We start from the raw sequence: 21,430 nt of genomic DNA, 5'->3' as shown, positions 1-21,430 counted from the left end.
CTCGCTGTCCCTCGTGGGATGGCGCGCCAGGTTCGAGAAGTGGCTCCTCCACTGCTACACCACACCGGACCGTTACCTGGACTCGTCTGCGGACCGCTACACGGCCGGTCTTCCGGATCGGTTGCGCCCTCCCACGCTCCTCCAGCACAACGGCCCTCACGGGCGCGTCACCCATGGCGAGGGGCAGTGCGGAGACCGGCGCGCCTGGACGTGGGAGGCCCGCTTCGAGCAACCCGTGCCTTTTGTCCGTATCCAGGCACTGCACCTGGCCCGGGACCGGGTCCGTGCCGCGCTCCTGGAAGTGAGCCGGTTGCGGTTCTCATCCCGGCCATCCATCGCCATCAAGGCACTGCCCTGGGGGCAAGACGCCTCCGCTGATACTCTCTACGCGGACTCCGGCCGCGTTCTTCGCGAGTTGATAGGACCATGAGCAAGCCCTCACCCCACAAGCTGCGGCAGGTGACACTGTCTCCCAGAGGCGAGATTCCGGGAGTGCGGGTCATCGGCTTCCATGGCGAGGTGGACGCGGCGGACACGCCTGCTCGGCGGGCGGCCATCCTGGTGGACGAGGAAGGTTGGCTCGTGCGGCTCCTTCCCTCCAGCGACGCACCGGAAGGAGCCCCGGGCTCGGAGCGGCCGGTGAAGGTCCAGCTCGAGCGCGGCCAGCTTCACGTCAGTTCCGAGGGTCCTCTTCCGGGAGTCGGTACACGGCTCGGCCCGTGGCCGGCCCGACTGGGCTACACGGTGGTGCTGCTCGGCCAGACCGAGCTTCGCGCCGCGGCGAGGCTCGCGGCTCACACCCCCGCGGATGAGTCCGGCCCGACGCGGTTCATCCAGTGGTTGGCCCAGGACCGACCCGCGCCTGCGCCGGAGATGACCGCGCAACTGGAGGGATTGGTGGCGTGGTACTGCCCCGATGCGGATGCCCATTCACTCTGGCTGTCCATCCTCCGGGAGGCGAGGCTCGCGGCGCTCCAGTCCTTCGGGGGGAATCCGCAACTGCTGGAAGAAGCGGCGTGGTGGCTCTCACGCGCGGCACTCTCGGCTGATGACCTCTACCTTGCCGCAGCCTGCCTGAAGCATGCGGGCTCACCCCATGCCGAAGCCATGTTGCAGGCCATGCTGGAAACGACTCCCGCGCCAGAGGAACTGCAGAAGCGCATGGCGGAGCAACTTCTGTTCCTTGATGCCGAAACAAGGCTCTCCGCACGTGCGGATGAGACAGTGGGCCAGGGCGTCGTCCCGCCCCAGCCCTACGCAGCGCTGACCCTCACGCGAGACAGGGTCCGCCATATGGCCGGACTCATCCAGGCACGATGAACTCCCAGCTCATCACCGTCGACATTCCCGGGCTGGACCTCGCGCTCGGCGGAGGCATCTGGGCCGTCCGCCGCTTGCCGGAGGCGCACGCCAGCGCGACGTTGCTCATCCGCGGCCCTCCTGGCTCCGGCAAGACGGCATTCGGAACGCAGCTCGCGGTGGCGCTGGGGCTCGCGCTCAAGGGAGACGTTGCCTACGGGTGTGTGGAGCTGCTGCCCGTCGAACTCCAGGCCCAGTACGCCAATCTCCAGACCTCCGGTGCCCGCGCGAAGGTCCTGATTCCTCCCTTCCAGAAGGAGGAGTCGGCTGAAGGCAGGGGATGCCGCATCTTCGCGGGCCTGTTGGACCTGGGCGCTTCCGGGCAGGAGCAGACACGGCTCGGGCCCGCCATCCATGCGCTCCTGGATGAGGTCTCACGAGCCGGTGGGCGCCCACGTGTGCTGGTCATCGACTCGCTCTCGGAGGGATATGGGCTTGGCGGTTCGGCGCCGCGTCCGCTTGCCGATGCACTCCCCAAGCTCGCCGCGGAGCTGGGCTTGATACTCGTGCTCCTGGAAGAGACCATCGACTCCCGGCCTTCGACCTGGAGCTTCACGTCGGATGTGGTGCTGGAGCTGGCGAGTGGGGAGGAGGACCGCTCTCCCGCCTTATCCGCGCCCTTCGAGCGCCGGATGACCGTCACCAAGAACCGCTTCGGTCCGTCCGATGCAGGGCCCCATCGCTTCGAGTTTTTTGGCTCGGGGTTGCGCCTCTTCCCACGCCCTACCGCGTACCTGGCATCCTGGGCAGCGCCACTCCTGCAGATGGATGCTCTTCAGGAAGAACTGGTGCCGCAAAGCTGGGCGGTGGCGGGGGACGACGGCCAGCAGAACTGGCCGCACATCCGCGAATGCGTCATCGCGGTTCATGGGCCGGAGGCCCACATCGTCCATCAGGTGTCGGGGAGATTGGGCAGCGAGACCTCCGAAGGTAAGCCTTATCCCGGTGTCACCCTCTTCATCGACTTCCTGCACCAGGTGAACAGGCACAGTGAGGAGACCTACTACGAAGAGGGGACGTGGACCATCAGCGCAGGCAATCCCTACCTGAGCGGCCACCGGTTGCTCGCCATGGTGCGCGATAGCATCGACAGACACAGGCGCGACGGAATCGTTATCGAGAAAGTCCTTGTAGGTGACCTGCGTTCGCTTCGCAGCTTCTGGGACCCCGAGGGACTCCGGCGAGCCATCGCGGTCATCACGGCCCTGATGCGGCAGGCCCGCATTCCTGTCGTGCTCTTCGAGACGACCCTACTCCGGCAACTGGAGCAACCAGAGTCAGTCCGTAGAGCCGTAAGCACCGCCAGCGCATTCTCTCGCACTCGCATCATGGAGACGAGCCAACCCGAGCCGTATGCCGTGGACTTCGCGGACATCGTGGTCGAGCTGATAGCCCAACGGCTCTCAGGTCCTTCGACGCCCCTGGCCCGCCTCACCAACGTACGCACGGGGCTGCAACACGCATGGGACCCCTTCGCGGAGGGCGAAGAGGAGAATCCTCGCTGAAGCGCCTCTCCCGGAGGCTCAGGCGTGCGGGCTGGCCAGGGTGAGGGGAGCGCGGGCCACGCCCTTCGCCCAGGTGAGGCGGAAGGTGGCGGCGGTGCCGTCGAAGGCGATGGGCTCCACCTTCACCTGCCCCGCGCCCGCGCACCGCAGCGTCTCCGCGAGGAAGCCCGCGGCGAAGTACGGGTTGTCCGCCGTCACGTCCTTCATCCACAGCGTGGCCGAGTCCTGCGTGGACTCCTCCACGCGCACCTCGTTGAAGTTGTTGCCGGCGCGGACGTTGTAGGGCACCCGCTCCAGCGTGCGGCGTGGGCCCAGGTGGGTGACGAGCGCCATGCTGGCCCGGCCCACGGACGTCTGCCGGAAGCCCTGGAGGTAGCGCGCGCCCAGCTCGAAGAGCGCCTCGTGCGGAGGCAACGCGGGGTAGATGTCCTTCGCGGCCACCCGGAGGAAGCCCCGCCACTGCTCCACGGTGTAGTGCGGACGCAGCGACTCCGACAGGTCCAGGCCCACCGCCTTCAGGCGCTGGCGGCCTTCACGGGTGAGGTGCGGGCCCAGGGCTCGCACGAAGAGGGCTTCCACGGACTGAGCGAAGATGAGCTTCTCGGACGGCATGACCGAAAGGTGGCAACAACTCCATCCGACGGCGAGGCTCAACGCACCGCATCCGTCCGCTTGTCATCATCGGGGCAGACGCACCGTGAAGGTCGTGCCACCCGGAGCGCTGGAGGCAACCTCCAGGTCGCCGCCATGGCCCCGGACGATTTGCGAGGTGATGTAGAGCCCCAGCCCCAGTCCCCCGGCGGAGCCGCCATCCGGCCGGGACTTCCGGCCCCGGCGCCAGGCGCTGAAGACGTGCGGCAATTCCTCGGCGGGGATGGGCGCGCCCAGGTTGTGCACGCGCACCACCGCGCCCTCCGGGCCGCCCTCGGCGTGTACCGTCACCGGGCTGTCCGGGGGGCTGTACTTCAGCGCGTTGCCCAGCAGGTTGCCCAGGGCCTGCTCCAGCCGGTCCGCGTCCCAGGCTCCCCGGCCATCCCCCAGCACCTCGAGCTGAACCAGGCGCCCGGGATGGCTGGCGCGCAGCTCTTCCACGCTGCGGCGCACCACGTCGAACACGTCACACGGCGCGCGCGTCACGGGGATGCCGCCGCCCAGCCGCGCGCGGGCGAAGTCCAGCAGCTGGCGGATCATCCGGTCCATCCGCTCCGCGCTGGTGAGGATGCGGCCGGTGAGGTTGGCCTGGCGCTCGTCCAGCCCGCCGCGCCGCTGCAGCTGCTGCGCGGACATGGACAGGGCGTTGAGCGGGTTGCGCAGGTCGTGCCCGAGCATGCCGATGAACTGCTCGCGGAACTCCTCTGCGCTGCGCTGCTCGGTGACGTCGCGCAGGGAGGTCATCACCGCCTGCACCTGGCCGTCCGGGCCCGCCGCGGGCGAGATGACGAAGTCGAAGTACCGCGGGCCCCTGTCCGAGGACAGGCAGACGGAGCCCCGCTGCACCTGCCCCGTGCGCAGCGCGTCCTCCACGAGGCGGAGGTAGGGCTCCAGCGAGGCGTCCTTCGCGAGCAGCTCCGCCGGTGTCAGCCCCGGGGCGTGCACGGCGTGACTGCCGCGCGCCGTGTAGAGGGCCGGGTTGGCGAACACCATGCGCCCGGCGCCGTCATAGAGGACGATGGGGTCCGCGGCGCTGGAGATGGCCATCTCCAGCAGCCGGCGCTGGTGCTCCACCTCCTGGGACAGCGCGCGGACCTCGCGCTCCGCCTTGCGCAGCCGCAGCAGCGCGTGGACCTGGGCGACCAGCTCCTCCGGGTCCACCGGCGCCACGAGGTAGCCGTCCGCGCCGTGCTCCAGGCCCAGCGCCCGGTCGCCCGGCCCCACGGCCTGCGCGGACAGGTGCAGCACCAGCACGTTGTGGGTGCGTGGCGCCGTCTTCAGCAGCCTGCACACCTCCAGCCCGCTGATGTCCGGCAGCCGCACGTCGAGGATGGCCAGGTCCGTGTGCTCGTCCGCCAGCGCCAGCGCCTCGCGGCCGGAGGCGGCCTCCATCACGCGGAAGCCAGCCAGCCCCAGCACGCGTGAAGTCACGTACCGGCTGGCGACGTCGTCGTTGACGTTGAGGATGACCGCGGGCGTGGAAGTCATTCGGTGGCCGGGACTCTTTCGTATCCGTGCTCCCCACCGCACGCCAAGAGATACCGCCCGGTGAGTGTCCGCTTCCCCGGCAGGCGTGCTTACAGCGGTCATCCAGCCAGCAAATCGTTCCGAGACGCTCCCGCCGGGGGCGGTTTCGGGGTAGTGAGGGCCATATGCGTCCTCCCTGTCGCCCGCTCCCCGCGGATGGCCGCTTCCTCCAGGCCGTGGGCCCCACTCCGCTCGTCCCCGTCCGTCTGGAAGAGGAAGGCCCCACCATCTGGTGCAAGCTGGAGTTCCTCAACCCCAGCGGCTCCACGAAGGACCGCATCGCCCGCTACATGCTGGAGAAGGCGTGGCGCCTGGGCGAGCTGTGCCCGGGCGGCGAGGTCATCGAGGCGTCCAGCGGCTCGACGAGCATCGCCCTGGCGCTGGCCTGCGCACAGATGGGGCTGCGCTTCACGGCGGTGATGCCCGAGGGTGTCACCGACGAGCGCCTCCTCACCATCCGCGCCTATGGCGGCGACGTGGTGCTGGTGCCGCGCGAGACGGGCGTGCGCGGCGCGATTGCTCGGGCCGAAGAGCTGGCACGCGAGCGCAAGGCCTTTGCCCCGCGCCAGTTCGAGAACCCGGACAACGCCGAGGCGCACCGCGTGTGGACGGGGCAGGAAATCCTGTCGCAGGTGCCGGGCGGGCTGGTGCACGGCGTGGTGAGCGGGGTGGGCACGGGCGGCACGGTGGTGGGGCTGTACCAGGCCTTCGCGGAGGCCGGCTGTGCGGTGACGGCCTTCGTGGCGCGGCCCATCGCCGGGCTGGGCTGCGACATCGAGTGCTGCAGCTTCAGCCCCCGCGTGCCCGGCGTGGTGGACGGCATCTCCAAGCTGTACCGCGAGGCGGACATGCCGGGGCGTGTGGAGCTGGACGTGTCGGACGAGCTGGCCATGCGCACCGCGCGCGCGCTCATCCGCCGCGGCTTCCCGGTGGGCCCCTCCTCCGGACTCAACTACGCCGCCGCCGTCGACGCCGCGAAGCGACTGGGCCCCGGCGCCCAGGTGGTGACGGTGTTCCCGGACCGCATGGAGCGCTACTTCTCCACCGAGCTCATCCAGCCGAAGCCCGCCCCGCGCGGCGCGGCCTGAAGGGCGGTCCTTGGGAGAGCCGTGAAAGCTCCGGCTTTCCTTGATGACGCAACTTCCCAGGGCACCGCTCGATAATGGGGCAAGCTTTCCCACATTTTGAGAGTGCCCCCCATGAGTGTCCGCCTTCCCCCCGTCTCCACCGCCACGACGTCCCGCACCGCTCCCGCGGCGCTGACCCGCACCGCCGCGGCCGCGGCCACGGTGACGGCCCCTCCCGCCGGCCTGCGCAAGGGCGATGAAGGCCCCAAGGTGAAGCAGCTCCAGGACGCGCTGGTGAAGCTGGGCTACATGACCAAGGCCCAGGTGGCCACCGGCCCCGGCACCTTCGGCATGAAGACCGAGGCGGCCGTGAAGAAGTTCCAGGCCGACAAGAAGCTGCCCACCACCGGCTACTACGGAGATTTGACGCACGCGGCGCTGAAGAAGGCGCTGGCCGGGAGCAAGCCGCCCGTGGACGGGCCGACCAAGCCCCCTCCGTCCACGCCGGGCACGTTCAAGAAGCCGCCCGTCGTCAGCGCGCCCTCGCCCAACTACAACGAGCGCGGCGGCAAGGACATCGACACCATCGTCCTGCACCACACCGCCTCCAACAACGGCGCGGCGGACCTGGCGTGGATGCGCAACCCGAAGAGCGAGGTGTCCGCGCACTACATGATCGACCGCGACGGGAAGGTGTACCAGCTCGTCAACGACCAGAAGCGCGCGTGGCACGCGGGCAAGGGCGAGCTGCACGGCGTGCCCAGCGACATCAACGGCCGCTCCATCGGCATCGAAATCGTCAACCTCGGCGACGGCAAGACGCCCTTCACGGACGCGCAGTACAAGTCGCTCACCCAGCTCACCGGCTACCTGAAGCAGGAGTACAAGGTGCCGATGAAGAACATCGTCGGCCACGCCGACGTCGCGGTGCCCAAGGGCCGCAAGAACGACCCGGCGCCCAACTTCGACTGGAACCGGCTGCGCAAGGGCATCTCCTGAGTCTGGTGGCTCCCTCAGGGGCCGGCCGCGGTGCGGTAGGCGGCCGGCACCAGATGCGATAGGGAGCGCCCATGCTCTCCCTGCCCCTGGTGATGCTGTCGCTCGGCCTGTCCATGGACGCCACGGCCGTGGCGATGACGAGCGGCTTCTCGGCGCCCCGCGTGCGGGTGCGCGACGCGCTGCTGCTCGCGCTCTTCTTCGGCGGCTTCCAGGCGCTGATGCCCCTCATCGGCTGGGCGGCGGGCGCGCGCTTCGCGGACGCCATCGCCGCGTGGGACCACTGGCTCGCCTTCGTGCTGCTGGGCGGCATTGGCGCGAAGATGCTGCATGAGGCCTTCACCCATGAGGAGGGGGCCGGGACGCCGCGCGCCAATCCGTTCAGCCTCCGGGTGCTGCTGGTGCTCGCAATCGCCACCAGCATCGACGCCCTGGTGGCGGGCCTCACCCTGCCGACGCTCGATGTGCGCCCGCTGCTGGCGGCGGCCTTCATCGGCGTCACCACCTTCGTGCTCTCCTTCGCGGGCGTGGAGGCCGGCCGGCGCTTTGGAGACCGCTTCGGGCGCAAGCTGGACGCCATTGGCGGGCTGGTACTCATCGTCCTGGGAGCCCGGACACTGTTCGAGCACCTGACAGCGGGCTGAGCCTCCGGCCGGATGGCAGGCGGGGAGTCCCCGTTCCAACGTCGCCTCGCACTGGGAGGCGGCACATGGGACTCATGGAGGGGCTTCTGCTCGAGAACGCCCGCATCTTCGACGGTAGGGGTGGCGCACTCTCCGCGTCCTCGAACGTCCTGGTGAGGGACGGGCGCATCGAGAAGATTTCGACCGCGCCCATTCCCGTGGAGAGCGGCGCGAAGACGACGGTCATCGACTGTGGGGGCCACGTGCTGATGCCGGGGCTCATCGACGCGCACTGGCACTCGATGTTCGCGACGATGCCCGCAGCCGTCGCCGTCACCGCGGACGTCGGCTACCTGAACCTGGTGGCGGGGAGGAGCGCCGAGCGGACCCTGCTGCGCGGCTTCACGAGCGTGAGGGACCTGGGCGGCCCGGTGTTCGGCCTCAAGCGGGCCATCGACGAGGGCCTCATCATGGGGCCGCGCATCTACCCGTCGGGCGCGTTCATCTCGCAGACGGGGGGACACGGTGACTTCCGCCTGCTCAACGAGCTGCCCCGCAACGCCTCCGGGCCCCTGAGCTACACGGAGCGCGTGGGAGCCGCCGCCATCGCCGACAGCCCGGACGAGGTCCGCCTGCGCGCCCGCGAACAACTGATGCAGGGCGCCAGCCAGCTCAAGCTGATGGCGGGGGGAGGCGCCTCCTCGGAGTACGACCCGCTCGACGCCACGCAGTACACCGAGCCGGAGCTGCGCGCCGCCGTCGAGGCCGCGGAGAACTGGGGCACCTATGTCGCCGTGCACGCCTACACGTCGAAGGCCATCCAGCAGGCCATCGCGGCTGGAGTGAAGTGCATCGACCACGGGCAACTGGCGGACGAGCCCGCGGCGAAGCTGATGAAGGAGCGGGACGTCTGGTGGAGCCTGCAGCCCTTCCTCGATGACGAGGACGCCATCCCGATGCCGGACGAGGCCCGGCGGGCGAAGCAGCTGCAAATCATCGAAGGAACGGACAGGGCATACCAGCTGGCGAAGAAGCACGGCGTCCGGCTGGCCTTCGGCACCGACGTGCTCTTCACCCCCAGGCTCACCGAGCGGCAGGGCGCGCAGCTGGCGAAGCTGGCGCGCTGGTTCACGCCCGCGCAGGCGCTGAAGATGGCGACGGGGGACAACGCCGCGCTGCTGGCGCTGTCCGGGCCGCGCAATCCCTACCCAGGCAAACTGGGCGTCATCGAAGAGGGCGCGCTCGCCGACCTCCTGGTCCTCGATGGGGACCCGCTGAAGGACCTCACGTTGTTCGAGGACCCGGACACGCACCTGCTGGTCATCATGAAGGACGGCAGGCTCTTCAAGAACCGCCTCACCTCCGGCGGCACGGGATGACGCCCCTTCGTGCGGCGAGGGCGGCCCCGGTGTCCACACCGTCCGTGACGCCTCCCCGCGCGTTCTGTCCGGAAGCGTGGTAGGTACGGACTCGTGCTGCGCATCTGGCTCTGCCTCAGCCTGCTGCTGTTCGCCCCGAGCGTGGGAGGGCTGCTGCCCACCCTGTCGGGCGCGGCGGGCGAGGTGTGCTCGGAGCGCTGCGCGGATGACGACGAGCGCGGACAGTGCGCTCCCGACTGCGCCGACTGCACCTGCTGTGGCCATGTGCGCTCCGTGGCCGCGGCCGACTTCGCGCCCATCCTCCTGCCGCACGTGGAGCGGCCGCCGCGCTTCGCGTACGAAGAGCGCGCGCCGCCCTCCGCCGACCTGGGCGACATCCTGCACGTCCCCATAGCCGTCCTCGCGTAACCCGAGTCCGTCGTCTCCATTCGCACGCGTCCATCAGGGCGGGTGTGCCCATGCGGCATGCTCGCGCCTGACGCTCGCCGACTCTTCGCGAGGTCTTCCCCGTGTTGTCCCATCGTCTCGCGACGGCCGCCCTCGGGCTCGCCGTCGCACTGCTCCTGCCACGCCCCGGCGTGGCGCAGTCTCCTGAATCCCCTCCTGTCGAGCTCACCCTGGAGGAAGCCCTGGCCCTGGCCCGCCAGCGTGCTCCCGCGTTGCTGGAAGCCACGGGCCGTGTCGCCGAAGCGCAGGGCCCCGTGGCCGGCGCCGCGCCCCTGTTGCGTGACAACCCCACCGTCGAAGTGGAAGCCGGGCCGCGCACCCTGGGCGACGGCACCCGGGGGTTGGAGGTGGGCGTGGGGCTCGTCCAGCCCTTCGAGCTGGGCGGCAAGCAGGGCGCCCGCCGCGAGTCCGCGCGCGCCGGGCTGGACCGGGAGACGGCGAACCAACGCGACGCCGAGCGCCTCGTACTGGGCGAGGTGGCCTCCACCTTCCTCCGCGTCCTGCATGCGCGTGAGCGGCTGAAGCTGGCGCGCGAGGCCGAGGAGGCCGCCGCGAGCATGGCGCGGTCCACGCAGCGGCGCTTCGAGGCAGGAGACGTGCCGGTGGTGGACGTCAACGTGGTGCGCGTGGCGCTCGCGCGGGCCCGTGCGGACGTGGCCGGTGCGGAGGGAGACGAAGCGTCCCTGCTCCACCTGCTGCGCGCGCTGCTGGGAATGGGGCTCGCGCGGCCCCTGGGCGTGCGGGGCGAGTTGCGGGCCCTGGCCACCGCCGCCACACCGGTGGCCTCCACCGGAGAGCGTCCGGACCTCGTCGCGCTGGAGGCCGAAGTCGCGCAGGCCGAGGCGGAGCTTCGTCTGGGCAGGAGCGGCGCCTGGCCCGACGTGCAGGTGGGCGTGCGCTACCAGCGCGAGGTGGATGAGACCGCCGTCCTCGGCACCCTCGGCGTGCCGCTGCCCCTCTTCTCACGAGGACAGGAGGCGCGCGTGACGGGCGAGGCCCGCGTGCGCCGCCTGCGCACCGCGCTGGACGCGGCCCGCTCCGCGCGGGAGGTCCAGGTGGAGGCCGCGCGCGTGCGGCACCGCAAGCGACAGGACGCGGTGGAGTTGCTGGAGCGCGAGGCCCTGCCGCTGCTGGCCGACAACGCCTCGCTCGCCGCCCGGTCCTACGAGGCGGGGGAGATGGGGCTCGCGGAGTTCCTCCTCGTCCGCCGAGACACGCTCGAAACCCGCGTTGCCTACGTCGACAGCCTCCTCGAGGCCGCGCTCGCGCGCGTGCAGCTCGCCGTCGAGACAGGAGCCCTGCCATGAAGCCCACCTTCCCATTGCTGGCCGCCCTGCTCCTCTTCACGGCGTGCAAGTCGGAGTCACCGAAGCACGAGGACGAGCACGGGCACGAGGAAGCCCAGGGCACCGAGCCGCACGGCGAGGGCCATGACGAGTCCAGCGTCCACATCGCCTCCGAGATGATGCGCGACTTGCGCGTCACCACCGCCCGCGTGGGCGAGCGTCCCGGAGGAGAGAGCGTCACCGCCCTGGGCGAGCTGACGTTCAGCGAGGACGCGTACGCGGAGGTGGCCTCTCCCATCGCCGCGCGCGTGGGCACCGTCTTCGTCACCACCGGCCAGGAGGTGAAGCAGGGCGACAAGCTCGCGGAGCTGCGCAGCCCCGAGCTGGGCAAGGCCCGCGCCGCGCTCCAGGCCGCCCAGGCCCGCGCCACCGCCGCGAGGCAGGCCGCCGAGCGCAAGCGCGCCCTCGCCGCCGAGCGCATCGTCGCGCAGAAGGACGTGCAGGCCGCGGAAGCGGAGGCGGCGTCCGCCGAAGCGGAGGTCGCCTCGGCCCGGGCGGAGCTGACATCGCTGGGCGCGAGCGAGGACGAACTGCGCGGCGCCCAGGGCGCACCGGGCTTCGTGCTGCGCGCGCCGCTGTCCGGCACCGTCATCGAGCGGGATGCGCGGATGGGGCAGATGGCGGACCCCTCGCGGCCCCTCTTCCGCATCGGAGACCTGTCGTCGCTGTGGCTCATCGTCCACGCCTTCGAGCGTGACGCCGTGCGCATCCAGCGCGGTGCCCAGGCACGCGTCACCTTCGCGGCCTTCCCGGGACAGGAAGTCACGGCGAAGGTGGGCCACGTGGGGCAGCGGGTGGACGCGGCCTCGCGCACCATCCCCGTGCGGCTGGAGCTGGACAACCGCGACGGGCTCCTGCGTCCGGGCATGTCCGCGTCCGCCTTCCTTCCCCTGGGCGATGAGGGCGCCACCATCACCACCGTCCCGGCGGCGGCGCTCCAGCGACTGGAGGGCGGCTGGGTCGCCTTCCTGCCCACGGACACGAAGGGCGTGTTCGAGCGGCGCGAGGTGGGGCGAGGCCGCACGTTGGGCGGCGAGGTGGAGGTGCTCTCCGGGCTGAAGGCCGGGGAGCTGGTGGTGGTGGAAGGCGCGTTCCTCCTCAAGGCCGAGGTGGAGAAGTCGAGCGGCGGAGGAGACCCCCATGCGCACTGAGGGACAGGTGTCCTCCTCGGTGGTGGACCGCGTGCTGCGCGCGTCCTTCTCGCGGCCGGGACTGACGGTGGTGCTGGCGCTGGCGCTCTCCGCCTTCGGGGCCGTGGCGCTCCACGGCCTGCGCCGCGACGTGTTCCCGGACCTGTCCGCGCCCATCTTCAACGTCATCGTGCAGAACGCGGCCATGGGCGCCGAGGAGCTGGAGACGGCCGTGGCCATCCCCATGGAGGTGGCGCTCGCGGGCCTGCCGGACGTGCGCCGCATCCGTTCCAACTCGCAGCTCGGCGTGACGCAGGTGACGGTGGAGTTCGAGCCCGACGCGGACTACTTCCGCAGCCGCCAGTACGTCGCGGAGCGCGTGGCCCAGGCCCAGGCGGAGCTGCCCGCCGGCACGGACGCACCGCTCGTCTCCAGCCTCACCGGCCGGCTCAACGAGGTCTTCGAGTTCACCCTCGAGGCCGAGCCCGGCGCGGCCGACCTGATGACGCTGCGCGACCTGGCCGAGTTCGAGGTGAAGAACCGGCTGCTCGCCGTGCCCGGCGTCGCGGGCGTGGAGCGGCTGGGCGGCTACCTGCGGCAGTTCCAGGTGCAGCTGGACCCGGACCAGATGGTGGCGCGAGGCATCAGCCTGGACGCGGTGGAGCACGCGCTGGAGGGCGCCAACCTCAACGCCTCCGGCGGCTTCGTGGTGCAGGGGCCCATCGAGTGGACGGTGCGCGCGGTGGGCCGCGCGCAGACGGTGGAGGACCTGAGCGGCACCGTGGTGGCCCTGCGCGACGGGACACCTGTGCTGCTCGGCGACGTGGCGGATATCCGCGAGGCCCCCGCCGTGCGACGCGGCATCGCGCACCGGCTCAAGGGCGAGGTGGTGAGCTGCCGGGTCATCAAGCAGTTCGGCGCGGACACGGAGCGGGTGGCGGCGGGCGTGCGCGACGCCATCACCGAGCTGAGCAAGGCCCTGCCTCCGGGCGTGCAGCTGCGCATCGTGTATGACCAGTCAGTGCTGGTGGACTCCGCGCTGGGCGGCGTCAGCCGGGCCATCCTCCTTGGGGCGTTCCTGGTGGTGCTCGTCCTCTTCGGGCTGCTGGGAGACTGGCGCGCGGCGCTCATCGTCACGCTCACCCTGCCCCTCTCGCTGGGCATCGCGGGCGTGCTGCTGAAGGCGGCCGGCGTCGGCATCAACACCATGACGCTGGGCGGACTGGCCATTGCCGTGGGCCTGCTGGTGGACGCGGCCATCATCGTCACGGAGAACATCGTCCACGACCTACGCGAGGGCGCGGGGCGGAGGTCCCAGCGCGAGGAGTCCCTCGCGGCCGCGCTGGAGGTGGGCCGGCCCATCGCCTTCGCCACGCTCATCGTCGTGTCCGTCTTCATTCCCCTGTTCGCGATGACGGGCATCGAAGGGCGCATGTACCAGCCGCTCGCGGCGGCCGTGGTGGCGTGCCTCGCGGCGTCGCTCGGGCTGGCCCTCACGCTGGTGCCGGTGGCCTCGGGCCTGTTCCTCCGCGCGCCCCGGCCGGACACACCGGAGGACGTGTGGCTGGTGCGCAAGGTGAAGGCCTTCTACGCGCCGCTCTTGGAGCGCTGCATGCGCCGGGCGGGGCTGGTGCGGCTGGTGGCGCTCGCCATCACCGTGCCGGCGCTGGGGCTGGCCTTCGCCGTGGGCAGCGACTTCATGCCCCGGCTCGACGAGGGCGCGCTGCTGTTGCAGACGGTGCTCCCGGCGGAGGCCTCGCTGGAAGAGGTGGACCGGCTCAACCACCTGGTCGAGGACGTGCTGCTGGAGTTCCCCGAGGTGGAGGACGTGGTGCGCCGCACCGGCCGCGCCGAGCGCACGGAGGACCCGATGCCGCACACGCTCTCCGACGTGCTCGTGGTGCTCAAGCCGGACCGGGAGCGCTCGCTGGAGAAGTTGGAGGCGGACATGCGCGAGGCAGTGGAGAAGGTGCCCGGGGTCACCACCCTCTTCACCACGCCGCTGGGCATGCGCATCGACGAGGGCCTGGGCGGCAGTCCCGCCGACCTCTCCGTGCGCATCTTCGGGCCGGACCTGGAGGTGCTCGCCGAGCAGGCCGAGCGCACCCGCGCCATCATGGCGAAGGTGGACGGCGTGGAGGACCTGCGCGCGGAGCAGCTCAGCGGGCTGCCGCAGCTGCGCATCACCGTGAATCGCGCCGCCGTGGCCCGCGTGGGCCTCACGCCCGGAGACGTCATCCGCGCGGTGCGCGTGGGACTGGTGGGACAGGAGTCCTCCCAAATCTGGAAGGGACAGCGGCGCTATGACCTGGTGCTGCGATTGGCGGACCACCGCCGCGGAGACGCCACCGCCATCCGGAGCCTCCTGGTGGACGGGCATGACGGCACGCGCATTCCGCTGAGCCAGCTCGCGCAGATTGAAGAGACCTTCGGCGCGGGCAGCATCCGCCGCGAGGCGGGCAGCCGGCGCATCGCCGTGGAGGCAGGTGTCTCCGGACGGGATCTGGGCAGCACCGCGAAAGAGGTGCGGGCGCGGCTGGCGGCGGAGCTGAACCTGCCCACGGGCTACTTCGTCGACGTGGGCGGCAAGGTGGAGAGCCAGGAGCGCGCGGCGCGGTCGCTGACGGTGGCCATCGCCGTGGCGCTGATGGCGGTGTTCATCCTGCTCTACCTTGCGCTGGGCTCGCTGTCGGAGGCGCTCGTCATCGTCGCCACGCTGCCGGACGCCTTCGTGGGCGGAATCCTCGCGCTGCTCATCGCCGGGGAGACGTGGAACGTGTCCAGCCTGGTGGGGCTCATCGGCCTGTTCGGCATCGCCGTGCAGAACGGGCTGGTGCTGGTGGCGCAGACGAAGCTGCTGGTGGAGCGAGGCCGGCCCTTCGCGGACGCTCTTCGCGAGGCGAGCATCAGCCGCGTGCGGCCCAAGCTGATGACGGCGAGCACCGCCATCCTCGGCCTGCTGCCGCTGCTGGTGCTGCCGCTGCACGGCACGGAGGTGGAGCGGCCCCTCGCGGTGGTGATGGTGGGCGGGCTCGTCACGTCCACGCTCTTCACCCTGCTGGTGCTGCCCACCTTCTACGCCTTCGTCCACGGGCTGCGCGAGCGCCTGGGCCAGCGGCTGGCGGCGCGGAGGACGGCGCCGTAGGCATGCGGCTTCCGCACGGGCGTGGAAGGAAGCTTCATTCCACGCCCGTGCCGGAGTGACGCGGGTTACTTCGCGTAGGTGACGACGTCCTCGCGCACCTTGCTGACGATGCCCTGCCAGTTGCCGTTGGCGCCGTGGCTGAAGGCCTCGGCGTCATCGCGGAACGACACGGTGTGGTAGCTCCACTTGGCGTGGCTGCCCTCGCAGGCGCCGGAGCCCAGCGTCAAGTCATTGCAGAACCAGTCGGACGGGTTGCAGTACGCGCCGCCCGCGCTGCCCGCGACGCCGCCCGTCGTGTGGTACGAGACGGCCTCGTCGTCCTGCCCGGGGAGGATGCCCGAGTACAGCGTGCCCTTGGCACCGGCGAACATGTAGAACCAGATGTTGCGCGTGGTGTTGTGGTTGTACATGGCGCGCGCCGTGGTGGTGACCAGGTCGCCGACGATGGCGTCGCTGGTGGCCCACTCACCGTTGTCCGCCAGCTCGCTGCCGCCGCCCGCGCCGGACGCCACGTTCACCCACTTGATGTTCCAGCCCACCTGCGTGGTGCCGTCCGTGTTGCCGCACACGCCGCTGGAGTTGGGGACCGCGTTCTTCTTGTAGCGCGCCGAGCCGCCGTACAGCGACAGCGCGTAGCCAATCTGCAGGTCACCCGCGCTGTGCACGGCGATGTAGCACCAGTTCGTTCCGGTGCAGAAGCAGTCCAGCGCGTCACGCACGCGGTAGTTCTGCCCGCCAATCTTCTGCCGCCCATCCCAGTTGACGGCCTTCTTGTTCACACCGGCCGCGGTGGAGCTGGGGCCCCAGTTGGAGAAGTCGGCGTAGTTGCCGGCCTGCGTTCCACCGGAGTTCTTCCCGTGAATCCACAGCGTGTAGTTGGTGGCGTGGGCTTGCGAAGCGGACAGCAGGACGACGGCGACCGAGGCAGCGAGTGCCGTGCGGACAGCGAGCAGCATGGAGACTCCGGGGGGATGCGAGGGATGACCCCGGGCGGGGGACGGGGCGCGGGGAACGCTACCAGCCACCCGTGAAGCCGTCGTGAAGCCGGCCCACTTTTCCCTCGTACCACCGTGGGTCCAACTCGCCCTCCCCCCTCGTGCGGCGGGCCGTGCACGTCGCGACGAGAGCCCTGTTGGCCATGCATCCCGCGGAAGCGCGTCCCGTGAGGGGGTGAACACCCGGCCGCAACGCATGCCGTCACAGTGTGATGACCCCGGTTACACACTGCGCTCGTCCGTCGCGGGTCGTGCCGCTTCGACGGCTCGTCGATTCATGCGGTTGCGGCGGCGCGCTTCGTGGCGCGCGGCTTGCTCAAGGGGCATCGGTCCTGGACCGCCATCCCCTCCCGAGGTCTGCCATGCGCCGATTCATCTGTGTCCTCACGAGCCTGCTCACGCTCACCGCCTGTGCTTCCGAGCCGCGCAGGCGCCCCACTGCCTTGGACCCGTCGAGCCCCGAGGCGCCCGAAGCTCCACCTGCCTCGCTGCCGAGCGCGCTCGCGGCGCCTGTCGCTCCCGAGCCCACGGCTCCGGCACGGGGCGATGCGGGCACCGCTACCCTCTACACGTGCGTGATGCACCCGGAGGTGCGCTCCGACAAGCCCGGCACCTGTCCCAAGTGCGGCATGAAGCTGGTGCCGGAGCAGCCCGGGGCCGGCGGCGCCACCGACGCGGGGCAGCCCCCCTCCGGACATGACCACGGAGCCCATCCGTGAGAGCAGGTGGACTCATCTGCCTGACGCTGCTCGCGAGCGGCTGCGCCTCCATCCAGAAGGAGCGCGGCCATGCCGAGGTCGCCGTGCTCGTCGAGGAGCGGCTGGGCCGCAAGACGCGCTGGAACCAGGGCACTCCCGAGGATGCCGAGGTGCAGCGGCACCTCGACACACTCTTGAAGGAAGACCTCACCTCGGACCGCGCGGTGGAGGTGGCGCTGCTCAACAACCCCTCGCTCCAGTCCACCTACGAGGACCTCGGCGTGTCGCAGGCCGACATGGTGCAGGCCGGGCTGCTCAGCAATCCCACCCTCAGCGGGAGCATCGGCTTCCCCATCTCCGGAATCGGCGTCGCCGAGCATGAGTTCTCGCTGGTGCAGGAGTTCGTCGACCTGTTCACGCTGCCGCTTCGCAAGCGCGTGGCCCAGGAGCAATTCATCGCCGACACGCTGCGCGTGGCGCATGAGGCGCTGAGCACCGCGGCCGAGGTGCGCAAGGCCTTCAGCGAGGTGCAGGCGCGCCAGCAGCTCGTGGAGCTGCGCCGCAGGGTGCTGGAGGCGGCGGAGTCCGCGTCGGACCTGGCGGCCCGGCAGCGCGAAGCGGGCAACATCACCGAGCTGGAGCGAGCCATCGAGCAGGCCGGGGCGGAGGAGGCCCGCCTCGTCCTGGCGCAGGAGGAGCTGGCGCTGGTGGAGGACCGGGAGCACCTCAACCGCCTGCTCGGACTCTGGGGGCCCCGCACGCAGTGGAAGGTCTCCGAAATGCTCCCGGCGCCGCCTTCCGAGGAAGCGCCCCTGGAGCGGCTGGAGTCGCTCGCCATCCGGCAGCGGCTGGACATCGACGCGGCACGGAAGCAGGCGTCGCTGCTATGGAATGCGCTGGAGCTGGCACGGAGCACGCGCTACTTCGGGAGCGTGGAGGTGGGCGTCCACACGCACCGCGACGCGAACGGGCCCCGGCTCTTCGGGCCCACCCTGTCGCTGGAGCTGCCCATCTTCGACCAGCGTCAGGCCCTCATCGCCCGGCTGGAATCCCAGCACCGGCAGGGGGAGCAACGCCTCGTGGAGCTGTCCGTCAACGCCCGCTCCGAGGTCCGCGCCGCGCGCGCACGGCTGCTGTCGCTGCGCCTGGTGGCTGAGCGCTACCGGCAGGTCGTGCTGCCCCTGCGCGAGAAGGTCGTCGAGCAGTCACAGCTCCAATACAACGGCATGCAGCTGGGCCTCTATCAACTGCTCACCGCGAAGCGGGAGCAGGTGGAGGCGTACCGTTCCTATATCGAAGCCGTCCGCGACTACTGGATGGCACGCGCGGAGCTGGAGCGGCTCGTCGGTGGCCGCCTGCCCGGCGACACCGGCGACGCGAGCCTGCAACCGCCATCCCCCGGACAGACGACGCAACCCACACAGCCCGAGCACGGACAGCCGCGCGACGGCGGCACGGAGACTCCCCATGAGCACGGACAACACTGACCCCGGACAGGCGCCCGGTGCCGCGCCGGCTGACGGCCCGGAGCGCACCGACGACCCGGGGACCCTGAGTCGACGGAGCATGCTGGCCACCGCGGGCGCGACGCTCGCGGGCGGCGCCTTGCTGCTCCGGGGTGCTCCGGCCCGAGCGCAACCGGCCGCTCCGGGGCCGCGCGAGGGCTCCGCCGCGGACACGGGCCGGCGGTACGCGAACCCGGGGATGCCGGGCCGGGACTACCAGCCCGTGGTGGTTCCCAACGGCGCGAAGCTTCCGTGGAAGGTGGTGGACGGCGTGAAGGTCTTCCACCTGGTGGCCGAGGAGGTGGAGCACGAGTTCGCGCCCGGCCTGAAGGCGCACTGCTGGGGCTACAACGGCCGCGTGCACGGGCCCACCATCGAAGCGGTGGAGGGCGACCGGGTCCGCTTCTACGTCACCAACCGGCTGCCCGCGCCCACCACGGTGCACTGGCACGGCATCCTGCTTCCCAACGGCATGGACGGCGTGGGCGGCCTCAACCAGAAGGCCATCGCCCCGGGCGAGACGTTCCGCTACGAGTTCACCCTGCGCCAGTCGGGCATGGGCATGTACCACTCACACCATGACGAGATGACGCAGATGGCGCTCGGCATGGTGGGCCTGTTCGTCATCCACCCGCGCCGGCCCGTGGGGCCTCGCGTCGACCGCGACTTCGCCATCATGCTGCACGAGTGGCGCGTCGACGCCGGCACCCGGCGGCCGGACCCGAACGAGATGACGGACTTCAACGTGCTCACCCTGAACGCGAAGGCATTCCCCGGCACGGACCCACTCGTCGTGCGCAGGGGCGAGCGGGTGCGCATCCGCTTCGGCAACCTGTCCGCGATGGACCACCACCCCATCCACCTGCACGGCTACCACTTCCACATCACCGAGACGGATGCCGGCCGCATCCCCGAGTCCGCGAGGTGGCCGGAGACGACGGTGCTGGTGCCGGTGGGCAGCACGCGCACCATCGAGTTCGTCGCCGACGCGCCCGGCGACTGGGCGCTGCACTGCCACATGACCCATCACGTGATGAACCAGATGGGGCACGGCTTCCCGAACATGGTCGGCGTGAAGCCGGGCGGGCTGGACGCGAAGGTGCGCACGCTGCTGCCCGGCTACATGACCATGGGCCAGACGGGCATGGGCGACATGGGGGACATGGGCATGCCCGTCCCCGACAACTCCATCCCCATGGTCGGCGGCAGGGGCCCGCACGACTACATCACCATGGGCGGCATGTTCACCGTGCTCAAGGTGCGCGAGCGACTGGAGGGCCACGAGGACCCGGGCTGGTACGAGAACCCGCCCGGCACGCAGGCGGTGGCCGCGAGCACCGACGAGCTGCGCCGCGACGGCATCGACGTGAAGGCACCCGCCGCCGTGGAGCCCGACGCTCCCGGTGGCTCGCGGCGGGGGTGAGGCGCGCAGCTCAGGTCCGCATCTTCAGCCGCGTCTCGTGGACGGTGTCGCCGACGGCGCCGGGCTTCTCCTTCTCCGCGGCGCGCAGCAGGCGGAGGATGCCGGGCCCGAGCACGTCAATCTCCGTGGACGCGTACGACTCCGTGCCGAAGCGGCGGATGGTGTCCGTCTGGAGCTTCAGGATGCGCGCGTCCTGGCCGAAGATGTGGAGCGCCACCGGCATGGCCAGCGGCAGCACGGCGCGCGTCAGCCAGCGCGGCAGCGGCAGGCGGAACGTCACCACCGCGTACACCAGCGTGTCCCAGTCCGACACGGGCGTCATCGCCGAGGTGACGATGATGTGGCTGCCCGCGCCGAGGCGGTACTCCACCTGGGCGATGGACGGCATGAGGAAGCGGTCGAAGTGCTGCACCTCGCCGCCGCCGGGGGCCAGCAGCTTGCCGACGACACCGCTGGGGCGCGGCTCGCCGATGTACTCGGCCTCCACCTTGTCGGCGCTGCGCCGCACCACCACGTCGATTTCGTTGCGCTTCTCCTCGGTCCGGAACAGGCCGCCGTGGAGGTACGCGGTGTGCGGCACGTCCAGCGTGTTCTCCAGCGTGGAGTGCAGCGAGCCGGGCGCGCGGAGGGTGCGGCGCACGGTGGTGTAGTCGCCCGAGTCCAGCAGCGGGAAGCGGTAGGGCTCCGTCGTCGGCACGACGCCGGGCGTGGAGTAGACCCAGACGAAGCCGTCCTGCTCGCGGGTGGCGTGGGAGGTGGCGCAGCGGGCGCGGGCGCCGGGCTCGCCGAGGAACCCGGGGATGGCGCGGCACTGGCCTTCCGTGTCGAAGCGCCAGCCGTGGTAGCCGCACTGGAGCTGGCCTTCCTTCACGCGGCCCAGGGACAGCGGCACGTTGCGGTGCGGGCAGCGGTCCATCAGGGCCGCGGCCTTGCCGCCTTCTCCTCGGAAGAGGACCAGCGGGGTGCCCTGGAGCGTGCGGGCCAGCGGCTTGCTCCCCAGCTCGCGCGAAGTGCAGAGGATGAACCAGGCGTTCGGCAGGTGGACGACGGAGACGTGACCTGTGGGCGCGCCGGGGGTGCGCGGCTCCTCGCGAGGGCTCATGGGAAGGCAGTCTAATGGGACAGGCGCCCGATGCACGCCCGACGCGCTGCCCACGCCGTTTCCCGGCTGAGGTGGGTCACCCGGGGAGGACTGGGCCCGTCCACGCAGGCGTCACGCCGGCAGGTCGGCGGCACGCCTGGCGGCCTCCAGGTTGGGCGCCCGCGGGATGATTCCCGCGCTCCTCTTCCGGCAGGACTCCGCGCGGCGGCGGCGGCATCTGTCCGCGCACGCCTTCATCATGGCGTCGGGGCCTTCGACTTGCCCACCGGGCGGCACATCATCGGGCCCATCTGGCCTTGCTGCATCCGGGCCATGTGCTCCGCGTGGTGCGGGCATGGGCAGGTGCCAGTGGCCCCCTCGGGCTTGCACGGGCAGGCCTGGGCGTCCTGTTGGTGGGGACACGGGCAAGGCCCGGTGGCGTCCTCGGACTGGCACGGACAGGCGGCCGGCTTCTTCTCGTCGGGCGCCGCCTGGGCCGTTGTTCCCGAGCCCCCCGTGCCGGAAGGCATTCCCACCGCGCCCGTGGGCGGGA

General features: G+C 71.0%; 17 protein-coding genes. 13 read left to right on the top strand and 4 right to left on the bottom strand.

All coding sequences use genetic code 11. The features are described from left to right. Positions 1–426: 426 nt before the first annotated feature. A complete protein-coding gene (locus G4D86_RS05985; protein ID WP_163990371.1) occupies positions 427–1,320 on the top strand; it encodes a hypothetical protein in 894 nt (297 codons plus the stop codon). Next, positions 1,317–2,864: an RAD55 family ATPase gene (locus G4D86_RS05980; protein ID WP_163990368.1), complete on the top strand. Its 1,548-nt coding sequence runs from the start codon at positions 1,317–1,319 to the stop codon at positions 2,862–2,864. The genes G4D86_RS05985 and G4D86_RS05980 overlap by 4 nt, the downstream gene beginning before the upstream one ends. Positions 2,865–2,882: 18 nt before the next feature. Here the strand turns inward: G4D86_RS05980 and G4D86_RS05975 are convergent, their stop codons facing one another. Further along, positions 2,883–3,476: a DUF2378 family protein gene (locus G4D86_RS05975; protein ID WP_163990366.1), complete on the bottom strand. Its 594-nt coding sequence runs from the start codon at positions 3,474–3,476 to the stop codon at positions 2,883–2,885. Positions 3,477–3,542: 66 nt separating this feature from the next. After that, complete coding sequence (locus G4D86_RS05970) at positions 3,543–5,003, bottom strand: hybrid sensor histidine kinase/response regulator (protein WP_163990365.1); 1,461 nt, start codon at positions 5,001–5,003, stop codon at positions 3,543–3,545. Positions 5,004–5,167: 164 nt separating this feature from the next. Here G4D86_RS05970 and G4D86_RS05965 point away from each other — a divergent pair, with 164 nt between their 5' ends. The 8 genes from G4D86_RS05965 (at position 5,168) to G4D86_RS05930 (ending at position 15,175) form a co-directional block, all read left to right on the top strand. Further along, positions 5,168–6,130, top strand: a complete 963-nt coding sequence (locus G4D86_RS05965; protein WP_163990363.1) for a PLP-dependent cysteine synthase family protein — start codon at positions 5,168–5,170, stop codon at positions 6,128–6,130. A 111-nt stretch (positions 6,131–6,241) separates the two neighbouring features. Next, positions 6,242–7,108, top strand: a complete 867-nt coding sequence (locus G4D86_RS05960; RefSeq protein WP_163990361.1) for a peptidoglycan recognition protein family protein — start codon at positions 6,242–6,244, stop codon at positions 7,106–7,108. A 71-nt stretch (positions 7,109–7,179) separates the two neighbouring features. Further along, the gene (locus G4D86_RS05955; RefSeq protein WP_163990359.1) at positions 7,180–7,749 is read left to right on the top strand and encodes a manganese efflux pump MntP; all 570 of its coding nucleotides are present in this window, start codon (positions 7,180–7,182) and stop codon (positions 7,747–7,749) included. 65 nt (positions 7,750–7,814) lie between these two features. After that, positions 7,815–9,107 (top strand): metal-dependent hydrolase family protein, encoded by a 1,293-nt coding sequence (locus tag G4D86_RS05950; RefSeq protein ID WP_163990357.1) that lies wholly within the window; start codon positions 7,815–7,817, stop codon positions 9,105–9,107. A 93-nt stretch (positions 9,108–9,200) separates the two neighbouring features. Beyond that, positions 9,201–9,515 carry a hypothetical protein gene (locus tag G4D86_RS05945; RefSeq protein WP_163990355.1) on the top strand — a complete coding sequence of 105 codons (315 nt, stop codon included), beginning with the start codon at positions 9,201–9,203 and terminating at the stop codon, positions 9,513–9,515. A gap of 101 nt (positions 9,516–9,616) precedes the next feature. Further along, positions 9,617–10,861: a TolC family protein gene (locus tag G4D86_RS05940; protein WP_240360066.1), complete on the top strand. Its 1,245-nt coding sequence runs from the start codon at positions 9,617–9,619 to the stop codon at positions 10,859–10,861. Then, entirely contained in the window at positions 10,858–12,051 is a 1,194-nt protein-coding gene (locus tag G4D86_RS05935; RefSeq protein ID WP_163990353.1) for an efflux RND transporter periplasmic adaptor subunit, read from the top strand. The genes G4D86_RS05940 and G4D86_RS05935 overlap by 4 nt, the downstream gene beginning before the upstream one ends. Next, entirely contained in the window at positions 12,041–15,175 is a 3,135-nt protein-coding gene (locus G4D86_RS05930) for an efflux RND transporter permease subunit (protein WP_163990351.1), read from the top strand. Before G4D86_RS05935 ends, G4D86_RS05930 begins: the two co-directional genes overlap by 11 nt. 65 nt (positions 15,176–15,240) lie before the next feature. On the opposite strand, the gene G4D86_RS05925 is transcribed toward G4D86_RS05930, so the two are convergent. Next, positions 15,241–16,131 (bottom strand): hypothetical protein, encoded by an 891-nt coding sequence (locus tag G4D86_RS05925; protein WP_163990349.1) that lies wholly within the window; start codon positions 16,129–16,131, stop codon positions 15,241–15,243. Positions 16,132–16,532: 401 nt separating this feature from the next. Here G4D86_RS05925 and G4D86_RS54130 point away from each other — a divergent pair, with 401 nt between their 5' ends. From G4D86_RS54130 to G4D86_RS05910, 3 genes are all read left to right on the top strand, one after another. Next, positions 16,533–16,889 carry a heavy metal-binding domain-containing protein gene (locus G4D86_RS54130; protein WP_163989414.1) on the top strand — a complete coding sequence of 119 codons (357 nt, stop codon included), beginning with the start codon at positions 16,533–16,535 and terminating at the stop codon, positions 16,887–16,889. Beyond that, positions 16,886–18,355 (top strand): TolC family protein, encoded by a 1,470-nt coding sequence (locus G4D86_RS05915; protein WP_163990347.1) that lies wholly within the window; start codon positions 16,886–16,888, stop codon positions 18,353–18,355. Before G4D86_RS54130 ends, G4D86_RS05915 begins: the two co-directional genes overlap by 4 nt. 64 nt (positions 18,356–18,419) lie before the next feature. Then, positions 18,420–19,796 carry a multicopper oxidase family protein gene (locus G4D86_RS05910; RefSeq protein WP_420821844.1) on the top strand — a complete coding sequence of 459 codons (1,377 nt, stop codon included), beginning with the start codon at positions 18,420–18,422 and terminating at the stop codon, positions 19,794–19,796. A gap of 10 nt (positions 19,797–19,806) precedes the next feature. Here the strand turns inward: G4D86_RS05910 and G4D86_RS05905 are convergent, their stop codons facing one another. After that, positions 19,807–20,898 carry an aromatic ring-hydroxylating oxygenase subunit alpha gene (locus tag G4D86_RS05905; protein WP_163990345.1) on the bottom strand — a complete coding sequence of 364 codons (1,092 nt, stop codon included), beginning with the start codon at positions 20,896–20,898 and terminating at the stop codon, positions 19,807–19,809. Positions 20,899–21,430 lie beyond the last annotated feature (532 nt).

The organism is Pyxidicoccus caerfyrddinensis (assembly GCF_010894405.1).
In the GTDB taxonomy this organism is placed as follows: Bacteria; Myxococcota; Myxococcia; order Myxococcales; family Myxococcaceae; genus Myxococcus; species Myxococcus caerfyrddinensis.
This window is presented reverse-complemented; position numbering and strand designations above follow the sequence as displayed.